Raw genomic sequence first — 18,857 nt, forward strand, 5'->3', positions numbered from 1 at the left:
CGTCACCATCGGCGACCGCGGCCTGAAGGAGGGCCAGACGGAATACCAGGGCCGGCGCGATGCCGAGGCCTCCAAGGTGGCGATCGCGGACACCGCCGGCTTCGTGCTCGACCGCCTGCGCCAGGCCTGAGCGTCGTCCGCATGCAGCTGAAGGCCCAACACCTGCGCGCCGCGCTGGCCGCATTCGCGCTCTCGCTCGCGCCCGCGCTCGCGCAGGCGGGCCCGCAGCAGTACGAGCCGATGGCGGCCAGCGTGCGCGCCGCGCTACATGAGGCGGTCAGCGATGCCGTCGCGCCGGCGTTGCCGATTCCGCAGGCGGGCGAACGCGCCCGCTGGCTGACCGAGATGTCGGCGCGGCTGGCGAAGCGCATTCCCGACGCGGCCTACCGCGAGGAACTGCTGACCACGATCCACTACGAGGCCACGCGCGCCGGCCTCGACCCGCAGCTCGTGCTCGGCCTGATCCAGGTCGAGAGCAACTTCCGCAAGTACGCGATCTCGTCGGCGGGCGCGCGCGGCTACATGCAGGTGATGCCCTTCTGGCTGAAGGTCATGGGGCGGCCGGACGACAACCTGTTCCACCTGCGCACCAATCTGCGCTATGGCTGCACGATCCTGCGCCACTACGTCGACATCGAGAAGGGCAACCTTTTCCGCGCCCTCGGCCGCTACAACGGCAGCCTCGGCAAGCCGCACTACCCGAACCTGGTGCGCACCGCCTGGGAGCGGCACTGGCGCTGGGAAGCGCAGCAGCTCGCCGCCAACGACGCGACCGCCTCGGCGAACTGAGCCCGGCGAAGGGCAACATCGCCTTGCACTTGCTCACAGCCGGCGGCCTGCGCACCCCCTAGACTCCGTCACGTCCGTCGCCCATCGGAAGCCAGACGCTTCCTACGACCGAAGACAGGAGAGTACCCATGACGAGCCGCCAGACCATCGCCGCCATCCTCACCACCACGGCGGTCGCGTTCTCGATCGCCAGCCCTGCGCGGGCCGCCGATCTCGCCCGCCAGGTGACCGAACGTGCATCCGCCGAGAAGCGCGACCACGGCGGTCGCAGCCGCGAGGCTCAGCCGGTGCCGCCCACGGTGAGACCGTCGATGCGCAGGGTCGGCTGACCGACGCCGACCGGCACGCTCTGGCCATCCTTGCCGCAGGTGCCGACGCCCGGATCGAGCGCCATGTCGTTGCCGATCATGCCGACCCGGGTGAGCACATCGGGGCCGTGGCCGATCAGCGTCGCCCCCTTCACCGGCCGCGTCACCTTGCCGTCCTCGATGAGGTAGGCCTCGGCGGTCGAGAAGACGAACTTGCCCGAGGTGATATCCACCTGGCCACCGCCGAAGTTCACCGCGTAGAGGCCCCTCTTCACCGAGCGGATGATCTCCTCCGGGTCCTTGTCGCCGTTCAGCATGTAGGTGTTGGTCATGCGCGGCAGCGGCAGGTGCGCATAGGATTCGCGCCGGCCGTTGCCCGTGGGCGCCATGCCCATCAGGCGCGCGTTCATCATGTCCTGCATGTAGCCGGTGAGGATGCCGTCCTCGATCAGCACGGTGCGCTCGGTCGGATTGCCCTCGTCGTCGATCGACAGCGAGCCACGGCGATCCGGCAGGGTGCCGTCGTCCACCACGGTCACTCCCCTCGCCGCCACCTGCTGGCCGATGCGCCCGGAGAAGGCCGAGCTGCCCTTGCGGTTGAAGTCGCCCTCGAGGCCGTGGCCGATCGCCTCGTGCAGCAGGATGCCCGGCCAGCCCGGGCCGAGCACCACCGGCATGGTCCCGGCCGGCGCGGGTCCGGCAGCGAGGTTGACGCTCGCCTGGTGCACCGCGGCGCGGGCGTACTCGTGCAACCGCTCGTCGCTGAAGAAGCCGTAGTCGTAGCGGCCGCCGCCGCCCGCGCTGCCCTGTTCGCGACGGCCGGCCTCCTCCATGATCACCGTCACCGACACCCGCACCAGCGGTCGGACGTCGGCGGCGAGGTGACCGTCGGCACGCGCCACCAGCACCACCTCCCATGATCCGGCGATGTGGGCCATCACCTGGCTCACACGCGGATCCTCCGCCCGGGCGAAGCCTTCCAGGCGCTCGAGCAGCTTCACCTTGGCGGTGTCGTCGAGCGAATCGAGCGGATCATCGCTGCGATACAGCCGTGACGCCGCTTTCGCGGGCGCGATCGCCACCCGGCGGCGGCCGCCGGCATCGGCGATCGCGCGCGTCGCCGTGGCGGCGCTCACGAGGGCCTCGAGGCTGATGTCGTCGGAATAGGCAAAGGCGGTCTTCTCGCCGCTGATCGCACGCACGCCGACGCCCTGCTCGATGTCGAAGCTGCCCGACTTGACGATGCCCTCCTCCAGACTCCAGGCCTCGGAGCGCTGATACTGGAAGTAGAGGTCGGCATAGTCGAGTTCGTGCTTCATCAGCTTGCGGAACACCTTCTCGATTTCCGCGGTGCCGAGATCGTGGGGCGACAGCAGGTACTTGTCGGCCAGTTTGAGTGCATTTCGGGTCGTGCTCATGGGGTATCCGGTTGTTGCGTCCGCGCAATTGGACCGCGCGGGCGCGGAATCGATCTCGGCGGGCCGCCCTAAAGGCGGCGGTGACCGAGGGCGGGCAGGCTCTCGCGTACCGCGGCGATGCGCGCGGGCTCGACATCGGCGAGCACCACGCCCTCGCCTTCCGCGCGGCAGGCGAGCACCTCGCCCCAAGGGTCAACGATCATCGTGTGGCCCCAGGTGCGGCGTCCCCCGGGGTGCCTGCCGCCCTGCGCGGGCGCCATCACGTAGCACTGGTTCTCGATCGCGCGTGCGCGCAACAGCACTTCCCAGTGCGCGCGGCCGGTGGTGTAGGTGAAGGCGGCCGGCAACACGATCAGGTCGACCCTGCCCATCGCGCGAAACAGCTCGGGAAAACGCAGGTCGTAACACACCGACAGCCCGGTGCGGCCGGCCGGCGAATCGAACACCGCCACCGCCGAGCCGGGCTCGATCGTCGCCGTCTCGTCGTAGCGCTCGCCACCACGCTGGAAGCCGAACAGGTGGATCTTGTCGTAGCGTGCGACTTGTTCTCCGGCCGCGTCGAACACCAGGGTGGTGTTGCGCACCTTGCCTTCGTCCTCGGTGACCAGCGGGATGGTGCCACCGACCAGACAGACGCGATTGCGGCGCGCGGTCTCGCGCAGGAAGTCCTGCAGCCTGCCGGCGCCCGGCTGCTCGCGCAGGCGAACCTTGGCGGTCTCGTCCGGACTGAGCAGCGGAAAGTACTCGGGCAGCGCCACCAGCTGCGCGCCGGCACCCGCGGCCTCGGCCACGAGGCGGGCGGCGACCGCCAGGTTTTCGTCGACCTCCGGCCCCGACACGGTCTGCACCGCGGCGATCCGGATCGCACCGGTCTGCGCCGGCCTGCGTTCTGCGTTCATGCCTTCTCCCTGGTGAATCAGCGCTGCGGCGTTGCGGGCGGCGCGGCTGCATTGCTGCGGGCGACCTGGGGGTCGCTCCAGCTGCCGGTGATCGTGTACTCGTAGCTGAAAAGGCGCTCGATCGGATCGCTGAGCACCTTTTGTGCGAGATAGGTGACGACGCCGGCAACCGGATTGACGAGGCCGGCGGCCGCGCCGATCGCGATCGACTCCGACAGCGTGGGCTGCACCAGCACCCGCAGGTCCTGACTCTCCGCCGCGAGATCGGCGTTGCCGGCCAGCATGATGCGCGCGGCAGGTCCCCGGATCTCGAGGTCGTCGGTCCGCAGCACGCCGCGGGCGACGCCGATGCTACCGGAAATGCGATCGAAGGCGAATCCCTCGGAAAACACATCGCGAAAGTCGAGCGTGATGCGGCGCGGCAGCGCCTGCAGGCTGAGCACGCCGAGCAGGCGGCCGACGCCCGGCTCGAGCTTGTTGAACTGCCCGGCCTCGGCTTCGACGCGCATCGTGCCGGCCAGCGTCGGGTAGTCGATGCGGGTCGGCGCGCCCCGCCACTCGAGCTCGCCGCCGAGCGTGGCGTGTCCGCCACGCACCGCGTCGGGATAGCCGAGGCGGCGGCTGAAGCGGCCGATGTCGGCCGTCTCGAGGCGGAAATCGAGCCGCGTGCGCTGGCGCCCGGAGGCCTGCCACTGGCCGCTGGCCTCGAGCTGGCCGTCCTCGTTGCGCAGATGCACGCGCTCGAGCCGCCACAACCCGCCGCGGTTGCGCGCGAGCAGCTCGAGGCGGCCAAGTTCGCGCTCGCGCAGCACGAAGCGTTCGGCGGTGATGTCCAGGCCGGGCAGGCGGCGCGGCGGGGTACGCGACGCCTGCCCGCTCTCGCTCTCGGCCTTGTCGCCCTCGCCGCCATCGAGTTCGAGTCGCGCAAACCGCGCGTGCAGCGTGCCGTCGCCCGCATTGCGCCAGTCGAACTCGCCGTCGGCGCGGTCGCTGCGCAGGCGCGCGCGCCAACCACCGTCGTCGGCGACCGCGCGCAGGTCAACTGCGGCCAGGTCCTGGCCGAAGACGTGAAGCCGCGCGCACTGCAGGGCGACGCCCGCGAGCGGCAGCGCGCTCGCACCGCCCCCCTCCTCCTTGCCCTCGGCCTCGTCGTCTAGGGCGCCGAGCACGTGGCGCCAGGCATCGACGTCGAGCGCGTCGAGCCTCGCCGCCACCATCACCCCGCGTTCGGCCTCGCGCACCGGTTCGCCGATGCCGATGCCGCCGGCGATCGCCGCCGCGCCGTCGCCGTCCGAGGGGGTTCGGCTGAGGCGCGCATGCAGCAGCTCCGCGAGCGAGACCTCCAGTCGCGTCGGCGCGTCGCCGCCCTCGTTCGCGAGCTTCAGCCGGAGCGGCAAGGCCGCCTCCGCGCGCTTGGCGAGCGGATGGGGCAGGCTCGAGGCGAGGCCCTCGAGCGGCGCCTCCAGGCTCAGCGCGAAGCCGCCCCGGCGCACCTGCAGTGTCCCCTGCCACGCAGTACTGCCCGAAAGCCGGGTGAGCCAGGGCCAGCCGAAGGCGGCCTGCAACGCCTTCACCTTCGCACCGCCTTCGGCCTCGAAGCGCAGCGCGCCATCGCTGCCGGTACGCGCCGCCAGGCGCAGGGGCTCGCCGAACCAGCGCCCGCGCGCCCCGGAGATCGACAGACCGTTACGGGTGAAGCGCACCCGCCCGGCGGCGCGCTCGATCGGCGGCAACTGGGCGAGCACGCCGACCCGGTTGTCGGCGAAGCGGTACTCGCCCTGGACCTCGGTGTCGGCCAATGCCTTCAGCGGCATCGCCAGGCGCAGTGCGAGCTCGCCCTCGCCCTCGACCTGCAGCGCATCGGTCAGGGCGCCGATGCGAGCGGCGAGCGGGCTCTCGGCGATGAAGCGCAGAAAGTCGGTGCTCGGCCCGCGCGCACGCCCGGTGATCGTCATCAATCCGCTGCGGCGGGTGTCGAGGTCGGGAATGTCGGCGACCACCCCGCCGAGTGCGACGCCGAAGACGCGCGCGCGCTCGGCCTCGACGCGCAACCCCGGGCCGGCGAAACGCAGCTCGCCGTCGATGCCCTCTATTGCCGGCCAGCCCGGCGCGTAGTCGAGCACGCCGTCGCGCAGGCCGATGACCACCTCGAAGCGCCCCTTGCCGTCGCGGAAGGGGAAGTCCGCCAGCCGGCCCTGCAGTTGCAGGCTCGCCCCCTCGACACGGGCATGCTGCACGGCCTTGCGTACCCAACTCTGGGTGCGCTCACTGACCACGCGCGGCAGATAGCGCCACACCGCGGTGCCGTCGGCGCGGCTGAGCTGCGCCTTCAGCTCGATCTCGCCCGCACCTTCCGTTTCCGTCCGGTAGCGGCCCGCGGCGCTGCCGGCGGCATCGGGGTTGTCGAAGGAGAGCGCATCAACGACGACTTCCAGCTGCGCTTCACGACGTTCCCAGCCGCCCGTAGCCTGCAGACTCGCGAACGTCAGCGGTCCGTCCGCGAACACGCCGGGCAGTGCGAGACCGACGTCGCGACCGTCGAGCCGGAAGCGGCCGCTGCGCTCGTTGCCCTCGATCGCGCCCGACAGCCCGCTCATCCCCGGCCGCCTGCCCTCGGCGGCGAGGCCGATACCGGTGAAGCGCCCCGCCAGGCTCCACCCCGCCGGCGCGCCGGCCTCGCCCCGCCATTCGAGCCGCAGATCGCTGACCTCACCCTGCGGCGCGAACGCCGCGAGCCGGCGGCGGACCTCCGCGGGGAGCGGCAGCTGGGCCGCCAGCCCGGCAAGCGCCGCGAGCTCGAGCCGGGTCGCGCGCAGGCGGCCGCCGGCGTCCGCACCGGTGACGAGCGCGAGGCTGACGTCGGTCGGTGCCAGGTGCAGGCCGTCGCCCGAAACCAGGCGCAGCCCCCGGATCGACAGATCGAGCCCGTCCGGACCACGACTCGCCGCCAGTCGGCCGTCGAGGCGGTCGAGCCTGAGTTCGGCCAGCTCGGGGGCGAGCCGGGTGCGGACCTCATCGAGGGCGAGGTCGGCGGTGATCGCGCTCGTCCGGCCACCGTCGAGCTCGACCCAGGCGCGCACGCCGCCCCGGCCGGCCAGTGGCAGCGGATAGTCCACCCAGACCTCCCAGGCGCCGAGTTCGGCGCGCTCGAGTGCGAGCTGGAGTCGGCCGACCGACTCCAGCGGGCGCGTCACGTCGAGGCGACCGAGCTCGCCGCGCAGCTCGAGACGCGAAGCGAGCGCCGCCGGCGGGCGCGCGTGAAGGGCGAAGCGGTGCCTCAGCAGGCCGCGCTCGAAGCGGAACGCGACCGCCTCCAGGCGCAGATCGGGCGCGCCACGCAGCTCGTCGCGCCAGACCAGCGTCGCGTCGCGCACGACGAGCTCGCGCTGCTGCAGCAGCCAGTCGAGACCGCCGCCGCGCTCCCCGGCCGCGCCCAGCGCGAGTCCGGCGACGAACACCCGGCCGTCGGCCGCGCGGCGCACGCCGAGTTCGGGCGCGACGATTTCCAGCCGGTGGAAGTCCGGACTCGGCCGCAACAGCGAGCGCCAGGCGAGCGTCGCCTCCACCTGCGGCAGGCGCAGCGCGGGACGGCCCTGCGCATCGGCGACGACCAGGCCCGCGACCCGCAGGCGGGGACGCAGGCCGCGCCACTCGCCCTCGATCGCTTCGATGCGCACCGGCAGGCCGAGCGCGCCGCTGGCGGCCGCCGCGATCTCCTCGCGGAAGGCGCCGATGCCGGGCAACAGCAGTTCGCGCGCGACCAGTACCAGGCCGCCCAGCATGAACCAGGCGACGAGCAGCAGGCGAACGAGCCCGCGCATCGGGCGGCGCGCGGGGGCGACACCTGTCGGCGGTGGCGATGGGTTCGGAGAGGAAGGGGTGGGCTGCGGGCTGGCTGTCATGAATCCGGGGGCCGGGGAAACGGGCCGGAATCATCCCACCCGCCGGCTGGCGCAAAGGCGCGGCGGCAAACGGACACGGCATGAAGCGGCCGCGATATTCTATCAACGCGCACCCGCCGCGACGCGAATGCGCTCCCGCCCAGCCAGCCGAAGAGCCCCCATGCCGCCCGATGACTCCGCCCCCCTCGCCGCGCCGATCGCCCAGGCGCGCCGCTTCTCGCGCTATCTCTCGCGCATGCTGGACTGCAATGCCTGGCTCGCACCCCAGCTCGACACCAGCATCGCTGCACCGCTCGGCAGCGACGCGATGGCGGCCTTCATCGCCGCCCGGCAAGGCACCGACGATCCCGCGCTCGCCCTGCGCCCGGCACTGCGCAAGCTGCGTACCTGGGTGCTCTGCCACCTGATCGTGCGCGACCTCGCCTGCGGCGCCCCGCTCGCCGAGGTGACCGAGACGATGACCACGCTCGCCGAGCTCACCGTGCGCCACGCCCACGACGTGCTGCACGCGGCCCTGGTCGAGCGCTACGGCCAGCCCTTGTCGCCCACCGGCTGGGAGCAGGAGTTGCTGGTGATCGGCATGGGCAAGCTCGGCGGCCGCGAGCTCAACGTCTCCTCCGACATCGACCTGATCTTCATCTACCCCGAGGACGGCGACACCGGCGGCCGCAAGGTGATCAGCAACTTCGAGTTCTTCGAGCGCCTCGGCAAGCAGCTGATCCAGGCGCTCGCCGAGATCACCGAGCACGGCCAGGTATTCCGCGTGGACATGCGGCTGCGGCCGAACGGCGACTCCGGCCCGCTGGTGGCCAGCTTCGACATGCTGGAGAACTATTTCATCACCCAGGGCCGCGAGTGGGAGCGCTACGCCTGGATCAAGGCGCGCGTGCTCGCCGGCGAGCGCTGGCACGAACTCGAGCAGATCGCCCGCCCCTTCGTCTTCCGCAAGTACCTCGACTTCGGCGCGATCAACGCGATGCGCGAGCTGCACGCGCAGATCCGGCGCGAGGTTTCCCGCCGCGACCGCATCCACAACGTCAAGCTCGGCCCCGGCGGCATCCGCGAGATCGAGTTCATCGCCCAGGTCTTCCAGCTGATCCGCGGCGGCCGCGACAGTGGCCTGCAGATCCGGCCGACGCTGAAGGTGCTCGGCGCGCTGGCCGAGCGCGGGATCCTGTCGGCCGAGGCGGTCGCCGAGCTCGGCGAGGCCTACGCGTTCCTGCGCCGGCTCGAGCACCGGCTGCAGTACCTCGACGACGCACAGACCCACGACCTGCCCGCCAGCGCCGAGGATCGCCTGCTGATCGCGCAGGCGATGAGCTTCCCCGATGAGGCCGGCCTGATGGAGACGCTCGAGCGCCACCGCGCCGCGGTGAGCCGCCACTTCGACAGCGTGTTCGGCGACCCCTCGGAGGAGGACCACAGCCTCGACGCCACCTGGGCACAGGCTGCCGACCCCGAGGCGGTGGCACCGGTGCTGGCCGGGCTCGGCTACCGCGACGCCGCCGCGGCGGCCGAACGCCTGGCGGTGATCCACGCCGGGCCGCGCTACCAGCAGATGCCGAACAACATCCGCAGCCGCTTCGACGCCCTCATGCCGCGCGTGCTCGAGGCCGCCGCCACCACCCCCAATGCCGACGAGACCCTGGCGCGCTGCCTCGACCTGCTCGAGGCGATCAGCCGGCGCGGTGCCTATCTCGCCCTGCTGCAGCAGTATCCGCACGCGATCGGGCGTGTCGCCGACCTCGTGGGGGCTTCGCGCTGGGCGGCGCAATACCTGACCCGCCACCCGATCCTGCTCGACGAGCTGCTCGATGTGCACGACCCCGACGCCACCCCCGACTGGGTGCGCTTCCGGCGCGAACTCGCACGCGAGCTCGATGCGCTCGAGCCCGACATGGAGCGCCAGATGGACGTGATGCGCGAGCAGCACCACGCCCAGGTGTTCCGGCTGCTGACGCGCGACATCGCCGGCCAGCTCACGGTGGAGAAGCTCGCCGACCACCTTTCGGCGCTCGCCGACATCATGCTGGATCTCAGCCTGCCGCTGTGCTGGCGCAAGATCCGCAACCGCCATCGCGAAGATCCGAAGTTCGCGGTGATCAGCTACGGCAAGCTCGGCGGCAAGGAGCTCGGTTACGCCTCCGATCTCGACATCGTCTATCTCTACGACGACGAGGCGCCCGAGGCGCCGGAAAACTACTGCCGGCTGGCGCAGCGCACCAACACCTGGCTGTCGAGCCAGACCGCGGCCGGCCAGCTGTTCGACACCGACCTGCGCCTGCGGCCCAACGGCGAGTCGGGGCTGATCGCCTGCTCGCTCGAAGCCTTCCGCAAGTACCAGCTCGAGAATGCCTGGGTATGGGAACACCAGGCACTCACCCGCGCCCGCTTCTCCGCCGGCGCCCCCGAGATCGGCGAGGCTTTCGAGCGGACCCGCATCGAGATCCTGCGCCTGCCGCGCGAGCTCGACGTGCTGCGCGCCGAGGTCCTGGCGATGCGCAGGAAGATGCGCGACAGCCACGCCGGCAAGAGCGATCTTTTCGATCTCAAGCACGACCGCGGCGGCCTGATCGACGTCGAGTTCATGATCCAGTACCTGGTACTCGGCCACGCACACGCCCACCCCAGTCTCACCGGCAACCTCGGGAACATCGCCCTGCTGCACATGGCCGCCGGCCTCGGCCTGATACCGGACGGGCTCGCCGCGGCCTGCGCCGACAGTTACCGCACGCTACGCGCGCTACAGCACCGCCAGCGGCTCAACGACCGGCCTTCGCGGGTCGCGCCCGGCGAGGTGGAGGCCTTGCGCGCCCCGGTGCAGGCGCTGTGGCGGGACGTTTTCGGCGAGTGAAATATTTCCGTCCTCCCCGGCGTGCATGACACCGCCGCGGACCCTGCCTACAATCGGGCTTTGCGTGCCATCGGCCGGAGATGCCGTCTTCATGAGCCAGGAAGTCGAACTCAAATTGAGCCTGCCCGCGCGCGCGCTGCCGGCGCTGCGCCGCCATCCCGTGGTGGCTGAAGCCGTCAAGCTCGGCAACGCGGTCACCCTCGACAACACCTATTACGACACCCCCGAACTCGAGCTCAAGGCGCGCCGGGTAGCGGTGCGCACCCGCCGCCAGGGCCGGCGGTGGCTGCAGACGGTAAAGTGCGCGGCGGTGTCGAGCGGTGGTCTGTCGGCCCGCCCCGAGTGGGAGGCGCCGTACGCCGAGGCCTTCGACTTTTCCATGGTGGACGCCCCCGAGGTCGCCCGCCTGCTCGCGCGCCACGCCGAGCGCCTGGTGCCGGTGTTCACCACCCGCTTCCGCCGCGAGACGCGCCGCTGCCGGCCGCGCGAAGGCGTCAGCATCCTGCTCATGATCGACCATGGCAGCATCGTCGTCGGCGAGCGCACGCAGCCGATCTGCGAACTCGAACTCGAACTCGAAGCGGGCGAGCCGCTGGATCTGCTCGAACTCGCATGCACGCTGGCCGAAGACCTGCCGCTTCTGCCCGCCGACGAATCGAAGGCGGCGCGCGGCTACCGCCTCTTCCTCGACCTGCCGCTGACCGCGGCGAAGGCCGAGGCCTCGGCGATCGCCCCCGGCGACGACGTGGTCGACGCCTTCCGCGAACTCGCCTTCGCCTGCGTGCGCCAGTGGCAGGCCAACGTCGCCGCGATCGCCGAGGGTGCCGACGGGCCCGAGTTCATTCACCAGCTGCGGGTGGCGCTGCGTCGCCTGCGCTCGCTGCTGAAGATCTTCGCCCCCGCCCTGCCGGCCGAGTTCGTCACCGGCTGGAACGCCCGCCTGCGCGACAACGCCAACGCCTTCGGCGACGCGCGCGACCTCGACGTGCTGTACACCGAGCTGCTCGCACCGGTGGTGGCCGACGAGCTCGCCGACGACGCCCGCTTCCATGCCCGCCTGCTCGCGTTCGCCGCCACACGCCGCGAAGAGGCCCGTCTCGACGCCGAACACGCGCTCGACGCTGCCGCCCAGGGCCGGCTGCTACTCGAGCTCAGCGCCGAGCTGACGCGCTTGCAGAGCAACAGCCTGGTCGCTGCGGCCGACCTGCAAACCTTCGCCCGCCTGCGCCTCGGGCGCCTGCGCAAGCGCGGCCGGCGCGCGTACAAGGCCGCGCGCGAGCTCGCGCCAACCCGCCTGCACGCGCTGCGGATCGCCTTCAAGCAGCTGCGCTACGGCATCGAATTCCTCGCCCCGCTGTTCCCGCCCAAGCCGATCGCGCGCTACCAGAAGAAGCTGGTGGCGGCGCAGGGCACGCTCGGGTTCCTGCAGGATCTCGACATCGCCCGCCTGCGCTTCACGGACTGGTCGGGCGACGACGCCGACCTGCGGGCTGCCACCTTCTTCGTGCTCGGCTGGCACGCGCCGCGCTACGCCTCGCTGCGGCAGAGCGTGCTGCGCGACTGCAAGCCGCTCCTGTGGGGGACAACGCCATGGTGAACATGCCTGACATGCCGTTGCAACCTGGGGTCCTCACAATGCCGGCCTTCGATTCGAAGGAGACGCAAATGGATCTTCTGCTCTGGCGCCACGCCGAAGCGGTCGACGGCATTCCGGACCACGCCCGCGAGCTCACCGCCCGCGGCCACAGGCAGGCGGAGGCGGTCGCCGCCTGGCTCAAGGCGCGCAAACCCAAGCGCCTGCGCGTACTGGCGAGCCCGACCATGCGCACGCGCCAGACCGTCGCCGCCTTCACCGACGACTTCGAGGTCGTCGATACGCTGTCGCCCGATCACGGCGTCGCCGATCTGCTCGGCGCCACCGGCTGGCCGGATGGCGGCGGCGCCGTAATGATCGTCGGCCACCAGCCACCGCTCGGCCGCCTCGCCGCCCTGCTGCTGTCGGGCCAGGAGGCCGATTGGACGATCAAGAAGGGCGCGCTCTGGTGGTTCACCAACCGGGTCCGCAACGGCGAAACCCAGACCGTGCTGCGCGCGGTCATCCCCGCGGACCTGGCCTGAGCACCTGACGCGGACGCGGCGCGGAATTCCTTCCGCACTCCACGGTCGGAACCTCTACAATTCGCCACCCGAGCATCACGATCGGCGCTACGCCATGAGCCTGCGCAGATTGTGCTTTCGGGCGGCTTGCGTGAAGATGGTGACTTGGATCGAGACCGCGAAATGCTCCGACGCTTCATTCCCTCGCTGGACAGCATCAAGCACAACCGCCTGCTGCGGTGGTTCGGGCCGCGGATCCATGACCCTTCCCTGTGGCACCTCAACCGGCGGGCTTTCACCCGCGCGGTGGCGATCGGCGCCTTCTGCGGCCTGCTCGTCCCGCTCGCGCAGATCCCCCTTGCCGCCCTGATGTCACTCTTGCTGCGCGCGAACGTGTGGGTCGCCGCAGTCGCGACCCTGGTCAGCAATCCCTTCACCTACGGCCCGCTTTACTACTTCGCCTATCGTCTCGGCGCCCGCCTGATCGGCGCACCCGCGCTCCCGGCCCGTAGCGGTGCCGATTTCATCCCGCCGGAGGGCTTCGTCGAATGGTCTGCCTATGTCTGGCAATGGGTCAGCGGCATCGGCCAGCCCCTCCTGCTCGGGATGCTGCTGATGGCGGTGAGCGGGGCGGCGCTCGGCTATGGGCTCGCGCAGTTCGGCTGGCGCATGAAGATCCTGGACAAGCGGCGGCGCCAGTTGCACGCGCGCATGCTCCGCGCGCGCGCCGGACAGGCCCCGCTCGGCACGCCGTCGTGATCGCGACGACGGCCGGCAGGTCACGGACAAGGCGATTTCGCGGGATCCGGACATCCCCCCGGGAAATCACATGACGAAGGACATCACCCCCAACGGCACGATCGCGCTCATCGACGGCGTGCGGCGCATCCATTACGACGGCTACTGGCTCAAGTACTACGACCCGCCGGCCGATTCGCTGCAGACCAAGAAGATCCTGATCCAGGCGCTGACGCGCCGCCTGTTCAACCACGTCGAACACGGGATCAATATCCCCGGCAAGCGGCTCGCCGAGGCGCGCGCCTCGTACGAGACCGAGCAGGATCCGGCACGCAAGCGGGTCAAGGGCGCGATGCTCGCCGGCACCCTGTTCAACCGGGCGAGCGACATCTTCACCAAGCTGGTCGAACTGCAGGAACACGGCGTCGAGATCGACACCGACAATGCGCTGATGCGCGAATGCGGCTTTTGCCTTCAGGAGGCGCTCGAGCTCGGCAGGCTCGTTCTGCACCGCAGCGGCGAAGAAGGCATCGACGAGCTGTGGGGCGAACCCTTCCGCGCCTTCTCGATCCCGGTGGAGGCCTTCTACGAAAGCCGATACATCAAGATCGCGCAGACCCTGGAGGCGATCGAGCACATCACCGGGACGATGGTCGCGACCTTCGCCGCCGGCCCGCTGTTCGAGGGGGTGGCACCGCTGATCGAGAGGTTCGGCGAGATCGCCCAGGTCAAGAGCGAAACCCTGCGCACCGACCCGGAGATCTTCGACGTGTGGGCGGACTTCGTCGTCATCGCCGAGCAGCTCGCCGCCTTCGCGCCGCAGCTGCCGCCGGCCGCACCCGAGCACATGCGCCAGCTGGCGGTCGACGGCCACCGGCTGATCCTCCAGGGCCGCGACCTGCTGACCTACATCACCCGCGCGCGGGTGCCGATGCCCAAGAGCACGGCCGAATACCTCGACCGCTGCCGCTATTTCGCCGGCCAGCTCCACGCCGCCAGCCTGCCGTCCGCAGCCCGACCGGACAGCTGAGGCCGGCGCCGCGCATCAGACGATGATGCCGCCGCCGAGACAGACCTTCGACTCGTAGACCACCACGCTCTGTCCCGGCGTGAGTGCCCACTGCGGCTGGGCGAACGCGATCTCGGCACGGCCGTCCACGATCGAGTCGATCTCGCATGGCTGATCGGGCGTCCGGTAGCGCGGCTTGGCGGTGTAGACCCAGTTGGTATGGGGATCGCGTCCCGCGATCCAGTTGAGGTCGGTCGCCACCAGACGGTCCTTCAGCAGCGCCGGATGCTCGTGGCCCTGCACCACGTACACCACGTTCGCCTTGACGTCCTTGGCCGCCACGTACCAGGCCTCGTGCTCGCCGGCCTCGTCCTGCTGGCCCTTGATGCCGCCGATGTGCAGGCCCTTGCGCTGACCGATCGTGTGGTACATCAGGCCCTGGTGCTCGCCGAGCACGCGATCGTCGTCGAGCGAGCGGATCTCGCCCGGCTTCGTGGGCAGGTAGCGCATCAGGAATTCGCGGAACGGACGCTCGCCGATGAAGCAGATGCCGGTGGAATCTTTCTTGGTGGCCACGTGGAGCCCGGCCTGTTCGGCGATCCTGCGCACCTCGCGCTTGTACAGCGCGCCGAGCGGGAACATCGTCTTCGCCAGCTGCGCCTGGTTCAGACGGTAGAGGAAGTAGCTCTGATCCTTGGTGCCGTCCTCGGCCTTCAGCAGCTGGTAGTCGGTACGGCCGTCGTTGTGCCATTCGCGCACCTGGGCGTAGTGGCCGGTGGCGATGCGGTCAGCGCCGAGCTGCATGGCGTGGTCGAGGAAGCAGCGGAACTTGATCTCGGAGTTGCACAGCACGTCCGGGTTGGGCGTACGGCCGGCCTCGTATTCGCGCAGGAAGTCGGCGAACACGCGGTCCTTGTACTCCTTGCTGAAGTTCACCACCTCGAGCTCGATGCCGATCACGTCGCACACCGAGGCGACGTCCACCAGGTCCTGCCGCGAGGAGCAGTACTCGGCGTCGTCGTCATCCTCCCAGTTCTTCATGAACAGCCCGGTCACCTCGTAGCCCTGCTGCTTCAGGAGCAGCGCGGTCACCGACGAATCCACCCCGCCGGACATGCCGACGACCACCTTCATCCCGTTCGGGTCCTGCTTACTGGACATTCGGTCCACCTCCATCAAGCCATTCGGCGAGCGGCAGCACGACCGCCGCCTCGCCATTGTTCACGAACCAGCTGTCGATCGCATAGCGAACCGGGACCGCTACCGCCCCGTCGGCTGCATCGCCCGCTTCGGCGGGCGGGATCTCCTCGACCGCCGCACTGAAGTGCTGCAGGATGAATCGGGTGCGCCGCTGCGGCTCGACCACGCGGTGAAAGCGCAGCCAGCCGCGCGACTCGAGCAGCCTCAGCATGCGCGTGGTGGAGGTCGAGTGGTCGATGCAATCCATCCGCCCGTGCACCCCGAGATCGAGGTAATTGCCCGCGCGGTCGGCACCCACCGGCGTCTGCGTGCCGGCGATCGCGTAAAGCCGGCCGAGTGCGAGCGACAACAGCTCGCGCTCCTCCGTCGCACTGCCGGCCGCACCCAGTTCGGCGCCGATCGCCTCCAGCGCCGCGGCATCGAAGCGGACCTCCGCCTCAGCCAGGCAGCCGTAGTTGTAGCACAACGCCACCCGCTCGCCCTCGACCGCAGCGGCGGTGCAGGCCCAGCCCAGCAGCAGGGAAAGCGACAGCCTGCGCATCATGCGTAGTGCCGGATCAGCGCGAGCGGATAGCGCCGGCCGGAAAGCCAGTCCTCGACGCACTGCAGGATCAGTGGGCTGCGGTGGCGCGCCGTGCTGGCGCGCACCTCCCCGGGTGTCAGCCACAGCGCGCGCACGATGCCGTCGTCCAGCCGGCGGCCGGCAATCTCCTCGCCGAGGCGGCCGCCGAAGGCGAAGCGCAGGTAGGTGATGTCGCGCGCCGGGGTCGGCCACTGGTAGATGCCGACCAGGTAGTCGGGAACGAAGTCGTGCGCGGTCTCCTCGAGCGTCTCGCGCACCGTGGCCTCGAGCAGCGACTCGCCCTCCTCCAGGTGGCCCGCGGGCTGGTTCAGCTGCAGGCCCTGGGGCGTATGCTCCTCGACGAGCAGGAAGCGACCGTCGCGCTCGATGACAGCGGCGACCGTCACGTTCGGTTTCCAGCTTCTTGGCTTCACGGCCCGTTCCCGTTTCCGAAATGGCCGCCATTCTACCCCCTGGCGCCGGCGCGGCCGCGCACGACGCAACGCACGGCCGGCTTTGCGCTAGAATTCCCCGGTTGCGCCCGGGGGCTCCGGGCGATCCCCGAACAATCCTCATCGCACTGGAGAATCCCACCATGTCCATGGCCGACCGCGACGGCTTCATCTGGAAAGACGGCAAGCTCGTTCCGTGGCGCGAAGCGACCACGCACGTGCTGACTCATTCGCTGCACTACGGCCTGTCCGTCTTCGAAGGCGTTCGCGCGTACAACACCGTCAAGGGCACCGCGATTTTCCGCCTCGCCGAGCACACCCAGCGCCTGATCAACTCCGGCAAGATCTACATGATGGACATCCCGTACTCGAAGGATGAACTCATGGAGGCGCAGAAGGAGGTGGTGCGCGCCAATAAGCTCGAGTCCTGCTACATCCGCCCGATCGCCTTCTATGGCTCGGAGAAGATGGGCGTGTCCACCCGCGGCGCCTCGGTGCACGTGGCGATCGCGGCCTGGCCGTGGGGCGCCTACCTCGGCGAGGAAGCGCTCGAGAACGGCATCCGCGTCAAGGTCTCGTCCTTCGCCCGCCATCATGTGAACGTCACCATGCCGCGCGCCAAGCTCGGCGGCGCCTACACGAACTCGATCCTCGCCAACCTCGAGGCGACCCAGGACGGCTACGACGAGGCCCTGCTGCTCGACACCAACGGGTTCGTCGCCGAGGGCTCGGGCGAGAACCTGTTCGTGATCAAGGACGGGGTGATCTACGAGCCCGAAGTCGCGGTCGCGCTCACCGGCATCACCCGCGAGTCGGTGATCCGCGTCGCCGCCGAGTTCGGCTACGAGGTCAAGTCGCGCCGCCTCACCCGCGACGACCTCTACATCGCTGACGAGGCCTTCTTCACCGGCACCGCCGCCGAAGTCACGCCGATCCGCGAGGTCGATAACCGCGTCATCGGCAGCGGCAAGCGCGGCCCGATCACCGCCAAGCTTCAGGCGCGCTTCTTCGACATCGTCAACGGCAAGGCGCCGGAATACGAGAACTGGCTGTCCTTCATCTGATTCCGGCCCGAGAGGATTCGTACATGGTCGAAAACACCGACAAGACCCAAGCCGTCGCGGTGTCCGCGAAGGACCTGCCGTTGCATTGCCCGCCGCCCGACGCACCGCTGTGGGCGCGCCATCCGCGCGTCTTCCTCGACGTGCTGAAGACCGGCGAGGCGGTCTGCCCTTACTGCAGCGCGCACTACGTGTTCACCGGCGAGCGGCCCAAGGGCCATCACTGAACGACGCGGCGTTGCGAGCGTCCCGCTCGGCGTCCGCGTCGGCGTTCTCGCCCCACCGCGGCCGGTCCGCAGCAGCTGGCGGCCGCGGCGCGTGCGTGTGCATTGCGAGCGCGGGCGCCGAGCCGCACTGCGGCATAATCCGCCCATCGCCCAACTTCACGACATAGTCATGACCACGTCCCGCCACGCCCTGCCCGCCCCCGAGATCTTCAAGGCCTACGACATCCGCGGCATCGTCGACACCGTGCTCACCTCCGAGGCCGTGCGCGCGATCGGCCACGCGCTCGGCTCCGAGGCGGTGGCGCGCGGCCAGCGCGAGATCGCCGTCGGTCGCGACGGCCGCCTGTCCGGCCCGGCGCTGGCCGGCGCGCTCGCCGACGGCATCCGGGCAGCCGGCGTGGACGTCGTCGACATCGGCTGCGTACCCACGCCGATCACCTACTTCGCCGCCGAGCAACTCGGCTGCGCCTCCTGCGTCTCCGTCACCGGCAGCCACAACCCGCCCGACTACAACGGCCTCAAGATGGTGCTCGGCGGCCAGACCCTGTACGGCGACATGATCCAGGGCCTGCGTCGCCGCATCGCCGACGACGAGCTCGTGCGCGCAGAACGGCCAGGGGCGCTGCGCAGCGCGGACGTCGCCGGCGCCTATGTCGAGCGCATCGTCGGCGACGTGAAACTGGCCCGTCCGATGAAGATCGTCCTCGACTGCGGCAACGGTGTTGCCGGTGGCATCGCACCCGAACTCTTCCGGCGCCTCGGCTGCGAGGTGGTCGAACTGTTCTGCGAGGTCGATGGCGGCTTCCCCAACCACCACCCGGACCCCTCCAAGCCGGAGAACCTGCAGGACGTGATCCGCGCCCTGCGCGATACCGACGCCGAGCTCGGGCTGGCCTTCGACGGCGACGGCGACCGCCTCGGCGTGGTCACCAAGGACGGCGAGATCATCTTCCCCGACCGCCAGCTGATGCTGTTCGCCGAAGACGTGCTCACCCGCGTGCCGGGCGGCGAGATCATCTTCGACGTCAAATGCACCCGCAATCTCGCGCCCTGGATCCGTGAGCGCGGCGGCAGGCCGACGATGTGGAACACCGGGCATGCGCTGGTGAAGGCCAAGCTCAAGGAGACCGGCGCCCCGCTCGCCGGCGAGATGAGCGGCCACATGTTCTTCAAGGAGCGCTGGTATGGCTTCGACGACGGCCTCTACGCCGGCGCCCGCCTGCTCGAGATCCTCTCCGCGCGCTCCGACGCCAATGCCGCGCTGAAGGCGCTGCCGGACGCGGTGAGCACGCCGGAGCTCAACCTGAAGATGGCCGAGGGCGAGCCCTTCGCGCTGGTCGC

At 70.3% G+C, this 18,857-nt stretch carries 16 protein-coding genes; 10 read left to right on the forward strand and 6 right to left on the reverse strand.

From position 1 onward, the window contains the following. Positions 1-141 precede the first annotated feature (141 nt). Positions 142-789, forward strand: a complete 648-nt coding sequence (locus BB334_RS01320; RefSeq protein WP_068803569.1) for a transglycosylase SLT domain-containing protein — start codon at positions 142-144, stop codon at positions 787-789. 128 nt (positions 790-917) lie between these two features. Continuing rightward, positions 918-1,118 (forward strand): hypothetical protein, encoded by a 201-nt coding sequence (locus tag BB334_RS01325; protein WP_068803571.1) that lies wholly within the window; start codon positions 918-920, stop codon positions 1,116-1,118. Here the strand turns inward: BB334_RS01325 and tldD are convergent. From tldD to BB334_RS01340, 3 genes are all read right to left on the reverse strand, one after another. Continuing rightward, the gene (tldD, locus tag BB334_RS01330; protein ID WP_068803574.1) at positions 1,070-2,515 is read right to left on the reverse strand and encodes a metalloprotease TldD; all 1,446 of its coding nucleotides are present in this window, start codon (positions 2,513-2,515) and stop codon (positions 1,070-1,072) included. The two genes, BB334_RS01325 and tldD, sit on opposite strands and share 49 nt — an antisense overlap. A gap of 68 nt (positions 2,516-2,583) precedes the next feature. Then, positions 2,584-3,414, reverse strand: coding sequence for a carbon-nitrogen hydrolase family protein (locus BB334_RS01335; RefSeq protein ID WP_068803576.1), 831 nt, complete (start codon positions 3,412-3,414; stop codon positions 2,584-2,586). Between the two features lie 17 nt (positions 3,415-3,431). Further along, on the reverse strand, positions 3,432-7,235 hold the full coding sequence (locus BB334_RS01340) for a YhdP family protein (protein ID WP_083200223.1): 3,804 nt from the start codon (positions 7,233-7,235) through the stop codon (positions 3,432-3,434). Positions 7,236-7,476: 241 nt separating this feature from the next. On the opposite strand from BB334_RS01340, the gene glnE reads away from it, so the two are divergent. The 5 genes from glnE to BB334_RS01365 all read left to right on the forward strand — a co-directional run bounded on the left by glnE (position 7,477) and on the right by BB334_RS01365 (position 14,035). Further along, on the forward strand, positions 7,477-10,170 hold the full coding sequence (glnE, locus tag BB334_RS01345; protein ID WP_068803580.1) for a bifunctional [glutamate--ammonia ligase]-adenylyl-L-tyrosine phosphorylase/[glutamate--ammonia-ligase] adenylyltransferase: 2,694 nt from the start codon (positions 7,477-7,479) through the stop codon (positions 10,168-10,170). Between the two features lie 91 nt (positions 10,171-10,261). Further along, positions 10,262-11,767 (forward strand): CYTH and CHAD domain-containing protein, encoded by a 1,506-nt coding sequence (locus tag BB334_RS01350; RefSeq protein ID WP_068803582.1) that lies wholly within the window; start codon positions 10,262-10,264, stop codon positions 11,765-11,767. Positions 11,768-11,835: 68 nt separating this feature from the next. Next, entirely contained in the window at positions 11,836-12,288 is a 453-nt protein-coding gene (locus BB334_RS01355; protein WP_068803584.1) for a SixA phosphatase family protein, read from the forward strand. A gap of 162 nt (positions 12,289-12,450) precedes the next feature. Continuing rightward, a complete protein-coding gene (locus BB334_RS01360) occupies positions 12,451-13,026 on the forward strand; it encodes a DUF2062 domain-containing protein (protein ID WP_068803586.1) in 576 nt (191 codons plus the stop codon). A gap of 70 nt (positions 13,027-13,096) precedes the next feature. Continuing rightward, positions 13,097-14,035, forward strand: a complete 939-nt coding sequence (locus BB334_RS01365; protein WP_068803587.1) for a hypothetical protein — start codon at positions 13,097-13,099, stop codon at positions 14,033-14,035. Between the two features lie 15 nt (positions 14,036-14,050). Here BB334_RS01365 and mnmA read toward each other — a convergent pair whose 3' ends face one another. The 3 genes from mnmA to BB334_RS01380 are packed head-to-tail and all read right to left on the reverse strand — an operon-like array spanning position 14,051 to position 16,210. Then, on the reverse strand, positions 14,051-15,148 hold the full coding sequence (gene mnmA, locus BB334_RS01370; RefSeq protein ID WP_068803589.1) for a tRNA 2-thiouridine(34) synthase MnmA: 1,098 nt from the start codon (positions 15,146-15,148) through the stop codon (positions 14,051-14,053). 16 nt (positions 15,149-15,164) lie between these two features. Further along, entirely contained in the window at positions 15,165-15,758 is a 594-nt protein-coding gene (locus BB334_RS01375; protein WP_408646413.1) for a hypothetical protein, read from the reverse strand. After that, positions 15,755-16,210 carry an NUDIX hydrolase gene (locus BB334_RS01380; RefSeq protein WP_068803591.1) on the reverse strand — a complete coding sequence of 152 codons (456 nt, stop codon included), beginning with the start codon at positions 16,208-16,210 and terminating at the stop codon, positions 15,755-15,757. Before BB334_RS01380 ends, BB334_RS01375 begins: the two co-directional genes overlap by 4 nt. Before the next feature lie 161 nt (positions 16,211-16,371). Between BB334_RS01380 and BB334_RS01385 the strand changes: the two genes are divergently transcribed. The 3 genes from BB334_RS01385 to BB334_RS01395 all read left to right on the forward strand — a co-directional run. Beyond that, positions 16,372-17,292, forward strand: coding sequence for a branched-chain amino acid transaminase (locus BB334_RS01385; RefSeq protein ID WP_068803592.1), 921 nt, complete (start codon positions 16,372-16,374; stop codon positions 17,290-17,292). A 23-nt stretch (positions 17,293-17,315) separates the two neighbouring features. After that, a complete protein-coding gene (locus BB334_RS01390; protein ID WP_068803594.1) occupies positions 17,316-17,516 on the forward strand; it encodes a zinc-finger domain-containing protein in 201 nt (66 codons plus the stop codon). Positions 17,517-17,685: 169 nt separating this feature from the next. Continuing rightward, positions 17,686-18,857, forward strand: a 1,172-nt coding sequence (locus BB334_RS01395; protein ID WP_068804384.1) for a phosphomannomutase/phosphoglucomutase, incomplete at its 3' end; no start/stop codon positions are given.

Origin of the sequence: Thauera phenolivorans, from assembly GCF_001696715.1 — a bacterium.
Classification (GTDB): Bacteria; Pseudomonadota; Gammaproteobacteria; order Burkholderiales; family Rhodocyclaceae; genus Thauera; species Thauera phenolivorans.